The sequence below is a fragment of the Chromobacterium sp. Ag138 genome (assembly GCF_055181315.1).
Genome location: NZ_JBUPWA010000001.1, coordinates 4,181,912 through 4,197,731, shown reverse-complemented (window position 1 = coordinate 4,197,731; position 15,820 = coordinate 4,181,912). Strand labels below are relative to the sequence as shown.

The 15,820-nt window shown below is 63.2% G+C and carries 13 protein-coding genes and 1 tRNA gene; 4 read left to right on the top strand and 10 right to left on the bottom strand.

Annotated elements, in window-relative coordinates; all coding sequences use genetic code 11:
- Nucleotides 1–4: 4 nt before the first annotated feature.
- The 4 genes from ACY3GB_RS19685 to ACY3GB_RS19670 all read right to left on the bottom strand — a co-directional run bounded on the left by ACY3GB_RS19685 (nt 5) and on the right by ACY3GB_RS19670 (nt 5,954).
- Nucleotides 5–2,815 (bottom strand): SDR family oxidoreductase, encoded by a 2,811-nt coding sequence (locus ACY3GB_RS19685; protein ID WP_463090223.1) that lies wholly within the window; start codon nt 2,813–2,815, stop codon nt 5–7.
- A gap of 2 nt (nt 2,816–2,817) precedes the next feature.
- A complete protein-coding gene (locus tag ACY3GB_RS19680; RefSeq protein WP_463090222.1) occupies nt 2,818–4,050 on the bottom strand; it encodes a hydroxymethylglutaryl-CoA synthase family protein in 1,233 nt (410 codons plus the stop codon).
- Between the two features lie 685 nt (nt 4,051–4,735).
- Nucleotides 4,736–5,179, bottom strand: coding sequence for a ribonuclease HI (gene rnhA, locus ACY3GB_RS19675; protein WP_463090221.1), 444 nt, complete (start codon nt 5,177–5,179; stop codon nt 4,736–4,738).
- A 10-nt stretch (nt 5,180–5,189) separates the two neighbouring features.
- Nucleotides 5,190–5,954 carry a class I SAM-dependent methyltransferase gene (locus ACY3GB_RS19670; protein WP_463090220.1) on the bottom strand — a complete coding sequence of 255 codons (765 nt, stop codon included), beginning with the start codon at nt 5,952–5,954 and terminating at the stop codon, nt 5,190–5,192.
- A 13-nt stretch (nt 5,955–5,967) separates the two neighbouring features.
- Here ACY3GB_RS19670 and gloB point away from each other — a divergent pair, with 13 nt between their 5' ends.
- Both gloB and ACY3GB_RS19660 read left to right on the top strand, forming a co-directional pair.
- Nucleotides 5,968–6,735: a hydroxyacylglutathione hydrolase gene (gene gloB, locus ACY3GB_RS19665; RefSeq protein WP_463090219.1), complete on the top strand. Its 768-nt coding sequence runs from the start codon at nt 5,968–5,970 to the stop codon at nt 6,733–6,735.
- Nucleotides 6,736–6,904: 169 nt separating this feature from the next.
- Nucleotides 6,905–8,734 carry a lytic transglycosylase gene (locus ACY3GB_RS19660; protein ID WP_463090218.1) on the top strand — a complete coding sequence of 610 codons (1,830 nt, stop codon included), beginning with the start codon at nt 6,905–6,907 and terminating at the stop codon, nt 8,732–8,734.
- A gap of 67 nt (nt 8,735–8,801) precedes the next feature.
- Here ACY3GB_RS19660 and ACY3GB_RS19655 read toward each other — a convergent pair whose 3' ends face one another.
- Together ACY3GB_RS19655 and dtd are read right to left on the bottom strand one after the other, a co-directional pair.
- Complete coding sequence (locus tag ACY3GB_RS19655; RefSeq protein ID WP_463090217.1) at nt 8,802–9,863, bottom strand: FUSC family protein; 1,062 nt, start codon at nt 9,861–9,863, stop codon at nt 8,802–8,804.
- A gap of 4 nt (nt 9,864–9,867) precedes the next feature.
- Nucleotides 9,868–10,320 carry a D-aminoacyl-tRNA deacylase gene (gene dtd, locus ACY3GB_RS19650; protein WP_463090216.1) on the bottom strand — a complete coding sequence of 151 codons (453 nt, stop codon included), beginning with the start codon at nt 10,318–10,320 and terminating at the stop codon, nt 9,868–9,870.
- Between the two features lie 110 nt (nt 10,321–10,430).
- Between dtd and yaaA the strand changes: the two genes are divergently transcribed.
- Together yaaA and ACY3GB_RS19640 are read left to right on the top strand one after the other, a co-directional pair.
- A complete protein-coding gene (gene yaaA / locus ACY3GB_RS19645; RefSeq protein ID WP_463090215.1) occupies nt 10,431–11,204 on the top strand; it encodes a peroxide stress protein YaaA in 774 nt (257 codons plus the stop codon).
- Nucleotides 11,205–11,261: 57 nt separating this feature from the next.
- Nucleotides 11,262–11,741, top strand: coding sequence for a GNAT family N-acetyltransferase (locus ACY3GB_RS19640; protein ID WP_463090214.1), 480 nt, complete (start codon nt 11,262–11,264; stop codon nt 11,739–11,741).
- 51 nt (nt 11,742–11,792) lie between these two features.
- Here the strand turns inward: ACY3GB_RS19640 and ACY3GB_RS19635 are convergent.
- From ACY3GB_RS19635 to metG, 4 genes are all read right to left on the bottom strand, one after another.
- A tRNA-Met gene (locus ACY3GB_RS19635) sits at nt 11,793–11,869 on the bottom strand.
- Nucleotides 11,870–12,305: 436 nt separating this feature from the next.
- Nucleotides 12,306–12,932 carry a VC0807 family protein gene (locus ACY3GB_RS19630; protein ID WP_463090213.1) on the bottom strand — a complete coding sequence of 209 codons (627 nt, stop codon included), beginning with the start codon at nt 12,930–12,932 and terminating at the stop codon, nt 12,306–12,308.
- A 154-nt stretch (nt 12,933–13,086) separates the two neighbouring features.
- A complete protein-coding gene (locus tag ACY3GB_RS19625; protein ID WP_463090212.1) occupies nt 13,087–13,272 on the bottom strand; it encodes a hypothetical protein in 186 nt (61 codons plus the stop codon).
- 461 nt (nt 13,273–13,733) lie between these two features.
- Nucleotides 13,734–15,803, bottom strand: coding sequence for a methionine--tRNA ligase (gene metG / locus ACY3GB_RS19620; protein WP_463090211.1), 2,070 nt, complete (start codon nt 15,801–15,803; stop codon nt 13,734–13,736).
- Between the last annotated feature and the right edge of the window lie 17 nt (nt 15,804–15,820).

Genomic DNA, 15,820 nt, shown 5'->3' with positions numbered 1-15,820 from the left:
GGACTCAAGAATGGGTGTGAAAGGACTCGGACAACATCGACGAGATATGCACGGGATCGCCGCAGGCGGCGACAACGGCCGGCGCGTCCTGGCCCAGCGCCTGATCGAACAGCGCCAGCCCCGCGTCGGTCGCCAACGGCGTCAATCCCCAGCGGCTCCTGGCCAGGGACGCGTCCTGTCCGGACATGCGCATTCCGCCGTCGCGCCAATAAGACCAGGCGATCGCGCGCGTCGCGCCGGACCGTTCCGACGTGGCGCACTGGGCGTTTCTCAGCTCGGCGAACTCGAGCTGGAACGCGTTGGCCGCCGCGTAATCGGACTGGCCGGCATGGCCGGCGACGCCGACGATGGAGGAAAACATGATGAAGAAATCGAGCGGATCGTGGCGGGTGACCGAATCCAGGTGGACAGTGCCAGCCACCTTGGGCGCCAGCACCGCGTCGAAGTCGTCGGCGCACTTGTCCGCCAGCCCGCCGTCCCGCAAGACGCCGGCTGCGTGCAGCACGCCGTTGATCGGGCCGTGTTCGGCGCGAATGCGGGCGACCAGCGTCTTGACGCTGTCCGCGTCGGCGATGTCGCACGGCATATAGACGAGCCGGCTCCCCCGAACGGCCAGTCCGGCCAGTTCGCGCTCCCGCTCCGCCGACAGCGCGGACCTGCCGGTCAGCACCAGCGTGACCGGTCCCTGTCCGGCGAAATATTCGGCGAAAAGCCTGCCCAGCCCGCCCAGGCCGCCGCTGATCAGATAGACGCCCCGCGGCCGCAGAGCGATCTTGCGGCCGGCGGCGGCCGGCAGCCTGCGGCATGTCTTACGGAAACGCCCGCTGTCGTCATGACGGACTTCCGCGTCGCCGTCATCCCAGCGGTCCAGCTCATCCGCCAGTGTCCGCGCGGCGGCTCCGGCATCGTCGCCCGGTCGCCTGTCGTCGATCACCCTCGCCGTCAGTTGCGGCGACTCCTGCGCCAGGCTCTTCAGCAGCCCCGCCGCGCAAGCCGACAGCGGCTGCGCCGCGCCGGAGCGGCTGCGGTACCAGAACAGCAGTCGCGCCGGATGCGGCCGCTTTTGCTGGAGCAGGGCCTTGCCGAGCCAGAACAGCGACTTCACGCCCTTGTCCAGCTGCGCGGCCATGGCCGCGCCGAGCGGAGAAAACTCGTCGGTCGCCCAGCGGTGGACCAGCGCCGAAGGAAACAAGCCGTCATGCCGCAGCGAATCGAGCAGACGGCGGTAATCTGCGCCTTGCGCCGGGTCGATGCGGTAAGACGCCGCATGCGTCCTGGCGAAGGCCGCGCCGGGCAGCACCACGATCACGTCCGCCGTCGGATCTGCCGCGCGCATCGCCTTGGCGAGCCCTTCATCGTTGTCGAACAGCAGCACCCCGCCGGGAAAGGCCGGATGCGGCGAGCGCCGCTTCGCCGGACTCGGCTGGTAATGCGTCAGCGCCATCACCGGCTCGGCGTCCCCCCCGTCGGCTTCGACCGCGAAAAAGCCGATGTCCTCGATCTCGGCGCAAACCTGCCCGTCGGCGTCGGCGAACGCGATCTCGAAACCGGCGCGATGGCGATCCGCCGCTCCCGGCACACGTCGCGCCCTGACATAGCGCGCGTCCCCGAGACGCCCCGACAGCGTCATCGAGCCTATCCGCGACACCATCGACGGATGGGACGACTCGCGCGCGATCCAACACTCCAGCGCCTGCAGCGCCGCCAGCAAGACCTGTCCGGTCGACGCCGCCGGCGGCGGCGCGATTTCCGCGAAAGCGGCGTCGCCGCTGAAGACCGCCCGCTCCACATACCGGCATGCCGCGTCATACTCGATGCCGGCGTCGGCCAGCAAGGCGAAGACGCCGTCTTTGGAAACGCAGGCCCCGTCGTCGGCCAGCGAGGCGATGGGCAGCCTGGCGGGCGGCTCCGCCCGCTGCCGGGGCCGGATCTCGCCCTGCATCAGGACTTCGGACCCGCCGTCGTGCAGCAGCGCGATTTCGAAATCGGCTTCCGCCTGATCGCCCTGCAGCCAGATGGCGAGCTCCTGCGGCTGATCGAGCACCAGATGCTGCGCCCATGCGCAGCGCTGCAAGCGCAAGGAAGCGTCATCGGCCCCCAGCGCCCGCAGCGCGGCCATCGCCAGCCCGATATGCGATGCGGCATGGAGCAGCGGCGTGCCTTGCACGCCGTAGCCGAACGCGTCCGCCCGACCGATCCGCTTGGCGTAGCCCTGGCGCCCCAGCGAAGAGACGTCGCGGTCCCAGAACGCCCCGGCGGCGGCGCTGAGCCGCTGGCCCTGCCGGGCCTCCGGCCGGCGCACCCAGAATGAAGTCGTCGCGAACGGGTAGGAAGGCAAATCGCCTATCGGCTCGCAGCCCTGGTGGATCTGCGACCAGTCGATATCGGCTCCGTCCAGATAGCACGCTCTCAAGGCCTCCAGCGCCAGCCTGCGATCTTGCGGCTTATCGGCGGCCGCCAAGGCGGCGATCGCGTCCGCCGGCGTCCAGCGCCCTTCCAAAGACTCACGGGGCGGGGCCGCGTCCTCTCGGCGCTGCGCCAACTGCCTCAGCCATTCATCAACGGACTCGACAATCCAGCAGCGCCTGGCCACATGGTGCTTGCGACCGGCATTCAGCGTGCGGCCCAGGGCGTCCAGCGAAACGTCCCGGCCATGGTCTTGCGCCCACCGGCGCAAGTCCGCCGTCCGCAAAGCCAGATCCCTTTCATTGCGGGCCGAGAGCGTCAGAATCCAGCTATTCGGCGACAAGGGAGCCGGGCGGGACGACGGAGAGGAGGACTCATGCTCGGAAACACGGAAGAGCAACGTTCCCATTTTCAAGCCCACCGATATTTTCGATGATAATTGGCATCCACGCTATCCAGCACCAATCGGCCGCTGCCTGCGACATGGCTATCGTAAATCTGCCGGTATGGAGAAACATCCACCGTCAAATCCTTGACGCCGAACAACAGCTTCTCATTCAAATCAAGCAAAGCCTCGTATTCATCCAGATTCAAACCATATCGTGAATCTAGAGCGGACTTTATCTTGAGCGCCCTCACTTTCTCTTGCGAGCGGGGCGTAATGATCCCGCTATAAAACTCGGAAGAACAACCGGAGCCATATGAAAACAAGCCAATTCGCTTCGCGCCCTTCAACTCGACATTATCGATCAGGCTGCACAATGCCATGAATATGGTAGCGGAATAGATATTCCCGACCTCGACGCAATGCGCCAAAGAAGGCTGCATCCTTCTTTGAAAGTCGTCCTCGATCTGGTTTACCGGCACGCGCAAACTGCGCAGCATGGCGCGGTGGGCGCCTTTCACCATTCCGCCGAATGGGGTGTGGAATACCAGGTGCTCGAATGAAGACAGGAAATCGACGCCCTCGACTCGACTTTCATAATCGGCGAAACTATTGCTCAGGCAATCAAGATACGACATCAGCGAAAGATCGGGATCCCCGGTCTCGACATGCACATCCGGCCGGCAGGTATCCATCACCTCGTAGCTGTGATAACCGTTGGCGCCGAAATCCAGTTCCAGGATTTCCGGCTTGTTGCCGACCAGCATCGCCACCGCCCCGGTACCCTGGGACGGCTCGGCGTAGGTGAACTTGGCGGTCGCCCTGGTGACATCGGTGGCGATCACCAGGACCTTGGCGTTGGGAGAGGCGTTGGAGGCGATGAAGTTCACCGCCATCTGCAAAGCAGCGGTCCCGCCATAGCACGCCTGCTTGATCTCAAACAGACGGCAGCGGCGACTCAGGCCCAGATAGTCATGGATGTACGTGCTGAGGGACTTACCGAAATCCAGACCGGACTCGCTTGCCGTGATGACCATTTCAATCCGATCCCGCTCCCCAGGATCCAAGGCATCTATCATCGGCTTGGCGGCATTGACTGCATTTGTCACCGGATCTTCGCAAGGCAGGCTGACCGATTTGCGCTCCATCAACAAATTTGAAAATCTATGCAAGTCTAGCTTGCGGTACTCGAATAGATCATGAACGCCGATACAGGTAAAACCAAAAAAGGTGCTGATACTTTCGATGCCAATATCCATTCGACTTACCTTCCTCAATACGAAGTACCGCAATGAAGATATGTCTGATTTCGGCCGGAGAATCTGCAAGTCACTCAGGCCCATCTTTCGACTTGCAGGATCTTTTCAAGCCAAAACAGAATGCCACTATCAAACAAGCATAATCACGAATAGAGAAATATTCGAAACGAATAATACAGCTCCCAATCTTCGCCCCACACCTGACCGTTTAGACAGTTGTATCGATTTAAAGCATCAGATATGTCCATAATGACGAAATCATTTCCAAACAGAATGCGAGGCATTCTCCAGGATTCATTCAATGGCAATATCACGGGAAAAATGGGAAATAGATGCGGGAGCGCCCTGCATTCGAATGATGCCGCGCGCGGCGTGAAAAACCAGGGCAATTCAGTATTTCAGCTGACAGGGAATAATGGCGCCGATGCGTGAGCCCGCCAATTGGAAAAGCAAAGCGAAAAAGAAGATATGCAATCAGCCGACAACTAATATCGGTACAGAATGACGAGACTCCCCGCCACCGAAAAAACGAAGCGGGACGGCCATCCCAGTCATTGCGGATGACATCGATACAACGCATTGCACAATTCGACGGGAAGACGGACGGTTCCTGTGCGTGCGCCTGCCACATCTGGATGCCCGGACCAGGAAGACAGCGGCCTCCCGGCCGCCGTCCGCATCCGGCTCAAGCCAGCTCCACGCCCTTGTTGGCGAGTTGATCGGCTCTCTCGTTGAACTCGTGGCCGGAGTGGCCCTTCACCCAGCGCCATTCCACGTCCAGATGGCGGTTGCGCTCGGCGTCCAGCTCCTGCCACAGATCGGCGTTCTTCACCGGCTCCTTGGACGCGGTCTTCCAGCCCCGCGCCTTCCAGCCGTGTATCCATTCGGATATGCCCTTCTGCACATACTGGGAGTCAGTGTAGACCACCACCTTGCACGGCCGGTTCAACGCCGCCAGCGCCCGGATCACGGCCATGATTTCCATTCTATTGTTGGTGGTGCCGCGCTCGCCGCCGAACAATTCCTTTTCCTTGCCCTTGTAACGCATCAACGCGCCCCAGCCGCCGGGGCCGGGGTTGCCCTTGCAGGCGCCGTCGGTGTAAATCTCGACTCTGTCTTCTGTGGTCATGCTGTCTCGTTCATTGGCAGGACGATACGCCGTCCCGCTCGGTTGTTTCCGGCCGCTTGTGCGTGTGCTGGCGCTCGTTGCCCGCCACCACGCCCAGCGCGCCCTTCTTCTTGGCCTGCTGCTTCCAGTTGGGCGTGATCAGCCGCATGCCGCGCTGGCGCTTGACCGCCTCGATGCCGTATACCCCGGCAGCCAGCGGCCACCAGCGCTCGCCCGCGTCCTCCATGAAGCCGCAACGCCCCAGCCAATCCTGGCGCGAGAACGGCGGCGCGTACACCAGGAAGGCGCTTTCCTCCAGCTCCAGGTCCAGCAGCGCCAGCCAGTCCTTGATCCGGAGCTGAGTGAAAAAATTGCCGTTCCAGGGCACCAATTCCTTGCCCTGGATCAGCCTGCGCACGCCCCATAGCGACAGCGGGTTGAAGCCGGTCAGGATCAGCCGGCCCTCCGGCATCAGCACGCGGTCCGCTTCGCGCAGTACCTGGTGCGGCTGGGTGGTAAAATCCAGCACATGGGGCATCACCAGCAGATCCAGGCTGCGGGTTTCGAACGGCAGGAAGGCGGGATCGCAGCGCACGTCGACGTCGCCGTAATCGGCCATCCGGCACTGCCAGGGAATGCGGTTGCCTCGCAAGCAATCCATTTCCGGCAACCCGACCTGCACCGCGTGGTAGCCGAAGGCGTCGACCACCGCCCGCTCGAAATATTCCTGCTCGCGCTGCAGCAGGTAACGTCCGAGCTCGGTGCCGGTCAGCCAGGCGCCAAACGAATTTTTCATGGGGGAAAGCCTTATGGCAGCCACGTTTAGCATCGCCCCGGTAGGGGCATTCACTGACAATTATATCTGGGTTTTGCGCGAGGGCGCTCGCGCCGTCGCCGTGGACCCCGGAGAAGCCGCGCCGCTGCTGCGCTACCTGGAGCGGGAAAAGCTGCGGCTGGAAGCCGTGCTGATCACCCATCACCACGCCGACCACTGCGGCGGCCTGCCGGAGCTGCTGCGCGCCTGTCCGGGCACTCCGGTCTACGGCCCGGCCGGCGTTCCGGGCGTCAGCCATCCGGTGATGGAGGGCGACGCCGTCGAGCTGGGCATGGGACAGGCCAAGGTGCTGGAAGTGCCCGGCCATACGCTGGACCACCTGGCATACCTGCTGGAGGACGCGCTGTTTTGCGGCGATACCCTGTTCGCCGCAGGCTGCGGCAGGGTCTTCGAAGGCACGCCGGAACAGATGCTGGCTTCACTGAAAAAGCTGGCCCGATTGCCGCCGCAAACCAAGGTTTACCCCGCCCACGAATACACGCTGTCGAATCTGCGCTTCGCGCTGGCTGCCGATCAGCATAATCCGATACTCGCGATGCGCCACAGCCGCGACAGCGCGCTGCGCGAACGCGGGCTGCCAACCCTGCCCAGCACCATCGCGCTGGAAACCGCCAGCAATCCCTTCCTCCGCAGCGGCGAACCGGCGCTGCGCGCAACGCTGCGGCAGCGCGGCGGACATCCCGGCGACAGCGAGGAAACCTGCTTCGCCATGCTGCGGGAATGGAAGAACGATTTTCGCTGACAGGCATGCCGGATACGTAACTTTTCGCAGTCAGTCCGCGGAGCCCTTCACTTGCTCGCGAAATGGGCTATAAGCAATGAAAGCGCATGAAATGATTTGCCTTTTTCAATTGACACCCCCCTGACGCATGTTTAGCATCAGCCGGAATCAGAAATACGGGCTCGTCTGAATGAAACGCTTCACTCCATTGGCACTCGCCGTGTCGCTCGCATTGCCATTCGCATCGCTGGCTTTGGCCGGCCCCGCGCCGTCTTCCGGCGTGGACGAGGCGATGGCCGCCGGCCTCGACATGATGCTGCTGAACTCCAGCCTGCTGCGCAACGGCGACGACGTCTGGAAGCGCGTGCGCGAAGGCTTTCAGCTGGACGAGGTCAATGCCGACACCGTCCGCCGCCAGGAGCGTTTCTACGCCAGCCGCCCCGAATACTTCAAACGCACGCTGGACCGCAGCCGCAAATACCTGTTCCACATCATGAACGAGGTGGAGCGCCGCGGCATGCCGACCGAAATCGCGCTGCTGCCGATGGTGGAAAGCGCCTTCGTGCCCACCGCCAGCTCCCGCGTCGGCGCCGCCGGCCTGTGGCAGTTCATGCCGGCCACCGGCCGCCATTACGGGCTGGAGCAGACCTGGTGGTACGACGGCCGCCGCGACGTGACCGATGCCACCCGCGCCGCGCTCGACTACCTGCAGAACCTGTACGCCCAGTTCGGCGACTGGAACCTGGCGCTGGCCGCGTACAACTGGGGCGAAGGCAATCTGGCCCGCGCGATCGCCAAGACCCAGGCCAGCGGCATCGAGCCCACCTACGAAAACATCCGTCTGCCGAACGAGACCCGCAACTACGTGCCCAAGCTGCTGGCGGTGCGCAATATCCTGCTCAGCCCGGAAAAGTACGGCGTCCACCTGGACAAGTTCCCCAACAAGCCCTACTTCGTCGCCGTCTCCACCGGCAAGCACATGAACATCGACATCGCCGCCAAGCTGGCCGGCATCTCGGTGGCGGAATTCAAGGAATTGAATCCGGCGTTCAACCTGCCGGTGTTCGCCTACAAGGCGGGCCGGCAGATGCTGCTGCCGGCCGCCAAGATAGACAAGTTCCAGGCCAATCTGGACAAATGGAGCAAACCGCTGCTGACCTGGGAAGTCTATGTTCCCAAGAGCGACGAGAACGTCAACGCCGTCGCCGGCGACCACGGCATGAGCAGCGGCCAGCTGATCGCGGCCAACCGCATCAGCGGCGGCACGCTGAAAGCCGGCCAGCCCGTGCTGGTGGCGATGAACAAGCCGCTGAACGACGGCCAGTCGTTCGAATCGGTGGATACCCCTATCGGCGATGCGCCGGCCAATGCCGGCGCGACGCTGATCGCGCAAGCCGACCCGGCGCCCGCGGCCCAGCCGGCGGTGACGCAGGTCGCGCTGGCCGCGACGCCGCAGACCGCGGCGCCGGCAGCCGTTTCCGTCGCCTCAGCCCAGCCGCAATCCGCCCCCCAACCCGCAGTCGATACCGGTCTCGCCGCGCGCCAGGCCGCGCTGCTGGCCAGCTCCGCCTCCCCCGCCGAAGACGGCGCGGCCGCCCGATCACTGGCCACCCGCGATCTCGGCAGCTACACCGTCGCCAGCGGCGACACGCTGTACAGCATCGCCCGCCGCAGCAACCTCGACATCGACGACCTGAGAACGATGAACCAGCTGGACGGCAATCTGGTTCAGGTTGGCCAGAAGCTGAAGCTCAAAGCCGACAACGCAGCCGATAATCTCGTCGCCAGCAGCGACGACGACAGCGCCGATCCGGCCCTGGTCAAGGTAGCGGAGCGCCGCCCGGCGGCAAGCGCCAGCCATGTCCGCCGCAGCAAGGAATACGTGGTCCAGCGCGGCGACACGCTGTTCAGCATCGCCCGCCGCTTCGGCGTCACCCACAACGACATCCAGCGCATCAACGGCAACCGGCACCCCAGTCATCTGCAACCGGGCCAGAAGGTCAAGATCGTAGGCCTGTAATCCGTCAGACAACTGCGATACCCGCAGGAAAGCGGCCCGGAATACCGGGCCGTTTTTCGTTACGCCATCAGGACTTTCCGGGCGCGCCGCGCATCCGCCGCACCAGGCTGCGCGCCGGCGGCGGCGCGGCGATCAACTGCGGCAGAATATCCTGCAATTGTCCGCGCAGCTCCTCCACCGTCAGCGACAGCTCGGCCACCAGCCAGTGGCAATGCGTGGGCTCGCGCATCCGCGCCGGATTGTCGGCCGCCGGCAAGGGGTCTAGCAGCAGCTGCGGCTGATTGAAGCGCAGCGCGTGCGCCGCCCGCAGCAAGGTGCGCACGATCGCCCTCCTAGGGGAACGCTCTTCCGCCAAGGCGGGGGTCGATGCCGACACTTCGCCCATCCGGTCCAGCAAGGTCCAGATGCTGCGCTGGCAACGCTGGACCTGATCCAGCTGGCGGTGCGACAGCGTCGACTCCTGCGTCACCGCGGGCAGCAGGCCGCGCAAGCGGATCAGCCGGCTGTTGAACTGATCCAGCGCCGCATCGCCCTCCACCGGCAGCCGGCGCGCGATGCGGTTGTACAGCAGCGCGGCCTCGCGCAGATTGTCCGCCAGCAGGAAACGCCAGCTATCCAGCGCCCGCAACGGCAGCGTGGCCGCGGCCGCCATGCCGATCAGCGAGCCGATCAGCACATTGCAGCTGCGCCACAGCGCTTCATTGATCGGTTCGTCGCCCAGCCCGCCGACGATCACCAGCGTGATGCCGGTCAGCAGCGCCAGATAGCCTCCCTTGCCCTGCGCGTGCCAGCAGCTGAGCGCCACCACCACCAGCATCCAGGCGTAGCAGAGATACGGCGAGGCGCCGTGCAGCAGGATGGCGGCCAGGCCAGCCAGCGCGCCCAGCAGCGAGCCGCCCATCCGCTCCAGCGCCTTGCGCCTGACGCCGCCCCAGTGCGGCACCCCGCCCAGCACGATCAGGATCGTCACCAGCATCCAGCCGCCATGGGGGATGCCGGTGGCCAGCACCAGCGCCAGGCCGGCCACAAAAGCCAGCGCCACCCGCAACACATGCGCCTGGCGCGCGTAGCGGTTCAGGTAGTAAGGCACCACCAAAACCCGCCACGGATGCTGCCATCTTCCGCCCATGCCCCTACTCCGGATCCCGGCTGTCCAGCCAGATCGTGACCGGGCCGTCATTGATCAGGCTGACCTGCATGTCCGCGCCGAATACGCCGGTCGGCACCGGCTTGCCCAGCGCGGCGGCCAGCTCGGCGACGAAACGGTCGAACAGCGGCTGCGAGATCTCGCCCCGCGCCGCGCGCGAGTACGAAGGCCGGTTGCCCTTCTTCACGCTGGCATGGAGCGTGAACTGGCTGACCGCCAGCGCGTCGCCGCCGCAATCGAGCAGGCTGCGGTTCATTACCCCGGCCTCGTCGTTGAAGATGCGCAGCTGGCTGATCTTGCGCGCCAGCCAGAGAATGTCGTCCGGCCCATCGGCCTCCTCCACGCCTACCAGCAGCAAGGCCCCGGCGCCTATCTCCCCCACCGTTCGCCCCTCCACTCTCACCGCCGCCTGACTTACCCTTTGCACCAGCACCCGCATTCGAACATTCCTCATCGTGACACTGGTTTCATTCTACCCATTCCTTCGCGGCGGACGCGAGCCGCCGCGCTTCGGTACAATAGCGCCAACTCAAGAAAAGGAATCGCCGCATGTTGATGGTCATCTCGCCGGCCAAGACGCTGGATTACCAAAACCCGCCCGCCGTCGACCAATACAGCCAGCCCGACCTGCTGGACCATAGCGCGGAACTGATCGGCGTTCTGCGCCAGAAAAGCCCGCTGGACGTCGCCAAACTGATGAGCATCAGCGACGCCTTGGCCAATCTCAACGTCGGCCGCTACGCCGACTGGCAGCGCCCTTTCACGCCCGGCAACGCCAAACAGGCGATCTACGCCTTCATGGGCGATGTCTACGAAGGCCTCGACGCCGCCACGCTGGCGCAATCCGCCGTCGGCTACCTGCAGGATCGCCTGCGCATCCTGTCCGGCCTGTACGGCGTGCTGCGCCCGCTCGACCTGATGCAGGCCTACCGGCTGGAAATGGGCACCCGCCTGGCCAACGGGCGCGGCAAGAATCTGTACGAGTTCTGGGGAGAAACGGTTACCGCCAGGCTCAACGCGCAATTGGAAGCGCTGGGCCAGCGCACGCTGGTGAACCTGGCGTCGGACGAGTATTTCAAGTCGGTGAAGCCCAAGGCGCTCAATGCGGCCATCGTCACGCCGGTGTTCCAGGACAAAAAGAACGGCCAATACAAGATCATCAGCTTCTACGCCAAACGCGCGCGCGGCCTGATGGCGCGCTGGGCCGCCGAGCGCGGCGTCGTCGATCCTGAGCAGCTGCGCGGCTTCGACAGCGAGGGCTACGCCTTCGACGCGGCGGCTTCAAACGAGCTGACCTGGGTATTCCGCCGCGACCGCGAATAGGCTGGCCGGAACGAGCCGCTGCCTTTAAGATCACGCCTTTCCCGACAGGACAAAGGCATGATCCTCGCCCGCCTTGCGACGCCAGCCGACGCCGCCGCGCTAGCCGAACTCTTCTACCGGATAGACCTGCACTACTTCGGTCCCGAGCGGGCCAGCCGCGAGGCCTCAGCCCGCTACGTGGCCGACAACTTGTTTCAAGCGCATTGCGGCGTGCAAGTCATGCTGGCGGAGCGCGAAAACATCGCCATCGGTCTCGCGACCTTTTCGCTGCTATACCCTGCGCCGGAATATGGCGGTCAATTGTTCATGAAGGATTTGTTCGCCATCCCTGAAGCGCGCGGCGGCGGCGCAGGCAAGGCCTTGATGAAGGCGCTGGCCCGCCATGCGATGGAGCACGGCTGCAAACGGCTGGACTGGACGGCGGAGCGGGGCAATGCGGACGCGATGGCGTTCTATCGAAGCATCGGCGCCAATGTCGTGGCGGACAAGATTTACTATCGCTTCGCTGGCGAGGCCTTGAAAGCCTTGGCGAAATGATTGAGCGCAGAAATGCAAAAAACCGAGGCTATGCCTCGGCTTTTCACTTTTTGGTTGCGGGGGCAGGATTCGAACCTACGACCTTCGGGTTATGAGCCCGACGAGCTACCAGACTGCTCCACCCCGCGTCTGAATTCTGTTCTGCGTTTCGTGCAGAGAAGCGAACTATACTGGACAGCGTATTTACTGTCAACAGCCACATGAAACTTTCTTTAAAACCCACCGCGTTCCGACTTCATAATCTTTAACAGATGCCGGCGGCAAAAACATAAGCGGTCAACAAAAAGCCGCTACATTGACATCGTGGTCGGCGTTGATGCGAAAGCAAAGACGACCAGCTTGCCATCCGGGTCTGCCAACCTGATGGAGAGCCAACCGACCTCTTGTGCATTTTGACAGGTGTTGCAAGCTGCATGCGACTGCCAGCGCGTACAGCCCAGGCAATGCCTGTTCTCCTAAGTGTTCATCACGGAACTTCGGGCCGCCTTGCGCGGCCCTCTTTTTTTGCCCAACTGGCTGATTGTATACCAAATCAATACAAAATGCCAATAAGATACCAATTATTCAACCACTGGCGGCTGCTCGCGGCAGCCCGCTCGCCATTCGCTTGCGCATCAGCAAGGTCGCCGCGGACAGCACGCCCATCACGCCATAGCTGATCCACGGCAACAACAACACCGAACGCTCCACCGGCCAATGCCAGGCCAGCCAGCTTCGCAGCGCCATTTCCGCCACCAAGCCCACTCCCCACATCACAGTCATCGTCCGTATCCCGCTGCGGAAAGCCGCTTGCCGCCACAACCGTTCGCAACGCTCCCGACCGCCCTCTTCCTTGCGCTCTATCGTCGCCCTCGCCAGATAGAAGACCAACGGGCGCGGCAACAGCAAGGACAACAGAAATGCCGCGCCGAACACGCCAGTCAGCAGCGATTCGCGCAACAGCAGCATTTTCTCTCCGCCGCCCAGCAACATCGCCAGCAGCGACAGCGCGATCCCCAGCAGCACCATCATGCTGAGGGCATCCACCCGTCGCGTCCGCCACAGCTCCCACAAGCTCCAGGCGATCGGCGGCGCAGCCGACAGCAGCAGACCGCCCATTTCGCCCCAATGCGGCTTGGCCCAACGGTAGCAAAGCCAGGGGAGCAGGAAGTTGACAATCAGTTCGAGCAGCAGCAGAACGCGACGCGGCATGGCGCGGACTCCAGGATGAAAGCGCTACAGTGCAGACCCGTCATGCGATTGTCAATTGGCGGCCATTCTCGCCGCCGCGCAAAAACCAAGCCCCGCTCTAGGCGGGGCTTGGCGCGCCGGCACACCGGGCCGGCGATTGGGAAATCGGGAAAACTCAGGCCGCGGCCTGGATGAATCCGTTTGCCGGATACATCGCGCTGGCCAATCCCAACGCAGACTTGAAAGTCACTTCAAACATCTTGCCGACCTGGCGAACGCTCACCACTTCATAGTGGACTACGCCGCCGCACTCCTTGTGTTCGAAAACTTTGTAGCCCGGCTTCAGTTGCGAGATTTTCATAATTCAATCCTTATTCTTTTTTTCGATAAAAAACATACACATATTCGTTGTTTGTCAGCGTCCGCCGGAAAAAGTTCCAACCAGGCGCGCGCTCAATCTGCTGTCTGCCTGCAATCTAACAGGCGCGGATGACAGCCCCATGACGAAGCCCATCACCTGCCAGCGCTAGCTGGAGCGGATCCGCGCGGCGCATCCGCCGCATCCGCAATCCCCCATGCTATGGCTAGCCGATGGTTCGCCACAACTGGACTTTTGTCAGCGCTCTCCTCGCGACGATGGCAAAAGTCCGCGACGGCGGCCGGACAAGAAAACATTCCCCGCCCCCGCACCGCTTTACTACCGGGTAAAACAAGACCCCAGTTACCAATATGGCAACCGGGGCCAGGATAACCAAGCATCATCAAAATACCTGGTGATACTACTTACCCGCCATGATCTAGGTCAATGGCGGAAGGCGCAAATCAGCCTACGCGCATGCCAGGCTTCACACCCGCGTCCACATCCAACAGGAACAGGCCTTCGCTGTCGTCCACGCCGGATGCGCAGACGATCATGCCCTGCGACACGCCGAAGCGCATTTTGCGCTCGGCCAGGTTGGCGACCACGATCACGTGGCGGCCGACCAGCTTTTCCGGCTCCTGATAAGCCTTGCGGATGCCGGAGAAGATGTTGCGGGTCTCGAAGCCCAGGTCCACCTTGAACTGCAGCAACTTGTCCGAACCTTCGACGAAATTGCATTCCAGCACCTTGCCGACGCGCAGATCCACCTTGGCGAAGTCGTCGATCTTGATGGTTTCGGCCAGCGGCTCGTGCGCGGCGGCGGCCGGCGCGTCTTGGGTTGCTTGCATATTCTGTTTGTTCGCTTCTATCAGTTTGTCGATCAGCGCCGGGTCGATGCGCTGCATCAGGTGCTGGTAGGCATTGATCTTGTTGCCCAGCAGCAGGGTTTCCGCGTCGCCCCAGGACAGCGGCGCCACGTCCAGGAAGGCTTCCACGCCTTCGGCCAGCTTGGGCAGCACCGGCTTCAGGTAGATGGCCAGCAGGCGGAAGGCGTTAACCAGCACGGTGCAGACTTCCTGCAGGCGCGCGTCCTGTCCTTCTTGCTTGGCCAGCTCCCACGGCTTGTTGGCGTCCACATAGCCGTTGACGACATCCGCCAGCGCCATGACGTCGCGCAGCGCCTTCGCGTATTCGCGCGCCTCGTAGGCGGCCGCCAGTTCTTCGGCCGCGGCCTGCAGCTTGGCCAGGATATCGCCGTCGGATACCTGGGCGGCCAGCATGCCGTCAAACCGCTTGGCGATGAAGCCGGCGGAGCGGCTGGCGATGTTGACGAACTTGCCGACCAGGTCGGAATTCACCCGCGCCACGAAGTCGTTCAGGTTGAGGTCGATGTCCTCGATGCGGCCGTTCAGCTTGGCGGCGATGTAGTAGCGCATCCACTCCGGATTCAGGCCGCAGTCCAGGTAGCTCTTGGCCTGGATGAAGGTGCCGCGCGACTTCGACATCTTCTGCCCGTCCACGGTCAGGAAGCCGTGGGCGAACACGCCGGTCGGCGCGCGCAGACCGGAGTAGTTCAGCATCGCCGGCCAGAACAGCGCGTGGAAATACAGGATGTCCTTGCCGATGAAGTGGTACATCTCGGTCTGGCTGTCCTTGGCGAACCACTCGTCGAAGTTCAGGTTCAGGCGCTCGCACAGGTTCTTGAAGCTGGCCATGTAGCCGATCGGCGCATCCAGCCACACATAGAAGTACTTGCCCGGCGCGCCCGGAATCTCGAAACCGAAGTAAGGCGCATCGCGGCTGATGTCCCAATCCTGCAGGCCGCCGCCGATCCACTCGTTCATCTTGTTCAGCGACTCCGGCTGCAAGTGCGGCTGCACCGCGCCGTCGGCGCGCTTACTGGAACCGCTGGTCCAGGCCTTCAGGAAGTCAGCGCATTCGCCCAAGCGGAAGAAATAGTGCTCGGAGGTCTTCAATACCGGCTTGGCGCCGGACACCGCCGAGTACGGATTCTTCAGCTCGGTCGGCGCGTAGGTGGCGCCGCAGACTTCGCAGTTGTCGCCGTACTGGTCCTTGGCGGAACACTTCGGGCACTCGCCCTTGACGAAGCGATCCGGCAAAAACATCTGCTTTTCCGGGTCGAACAGCTGCTCGATGGTGCGGCAGGCGATCTTGTCGTCGGCCTTCAGCGCCAGATAGACCTGCTCCGCCAGCGCCTTGTTCTCCGGGCTGTTGGTGCTGTAGTAGTTGTCGTGGCCGATCAGGAAACCCTGCGAGTCGGCGATGTGCAGCTCGCGCACCTCGTTCACCAGCTGCTCGGGAGTGATGCCGCGCTTCTCGGCGGCCAGCATGATGGGCGCGCCGTGGGTGTCGTCGGCGCACACGTAATAGCATTCGTGTCCGCGCATCTTCTGGAAGCGCACCCAGATATCGGTCTGGATCTGTTCCAGCATGTGGCCCAGGTGCAGCCCCGCGTTGGCGTAAGGCAGCGCGCTGGTCACCAGAATCTTGCGTTTGGTCATTCGGATCATTTCCCAGTCAGGCAATC